This window comes from Chryseobacterium candidae, assembly GCF_004916905.1.
Classification (GTDB): domain Bacteria; phylum Bacteroidota; class Bacteroidia; order Flavobacteriales; family Weeksellaceae; genus Chryseobacterium; species Chryseobacterium candidae.
Window position 1 is genome coordinate 1 of sequence record NZ_SDLV01000039.1, and the last position, 408, is coordinate 408.

Annotated in this window: 2 tRNA genes; both read right to left on the reverse strand. The window is 44.6% G+C overall.

The features are described from left to right. Nucleotides 1–159: 159 nt before the first annotated feature. A tRNA-Leu gene (locus tag EK417_RS16635) sits at nt 160–243 on the reverse strand. A gap of 76 nt (nt 244–319) precedes the next feature. Continuing rightward, nucleotides 320–401: transfer RNA gene (locus tag EK417_RS16640), tRNA-Leu, on the reverse strand. Between the last annotated feature and the right edge of the window lie 7 nt (nt 402–408).

Genomic DNA, 408 nt, shown 5'->3' on the forward strand with positions numbered 1-408 from the left:
TCCTAAGTCTGGCGTGGCTACCAATTACACCACATCCGCTGGTTTTGCTGATCTGAATACTCAGATTCAACCTGATTTCTTACAAATATAAGATTTTTATTTAAAGAACGCTCTCTATTAAAACAAAAAACCCTCCGTAAGATATTACAGAGGGTCTTGTACCCCAGACGGGACTTGAACCCGTACGTCCTTGCGGACACAGGATTTTAAGTCCTGCGTGTCTACCAGTTCCACCACCAGGGCATGGTGTGGGCAAAAAAAAAGATTCGAACCACAGGTTCCAACCTTCTTAATAATTCTAAAAGTATTTTTAGAAAAGTGCGGATGAAGGGACTCGAACCCCCACGCCTCACGGCACCAGATCCTAAGTCTGGCGTGGCTACCAATTACACCACATCCGCTGGTTTT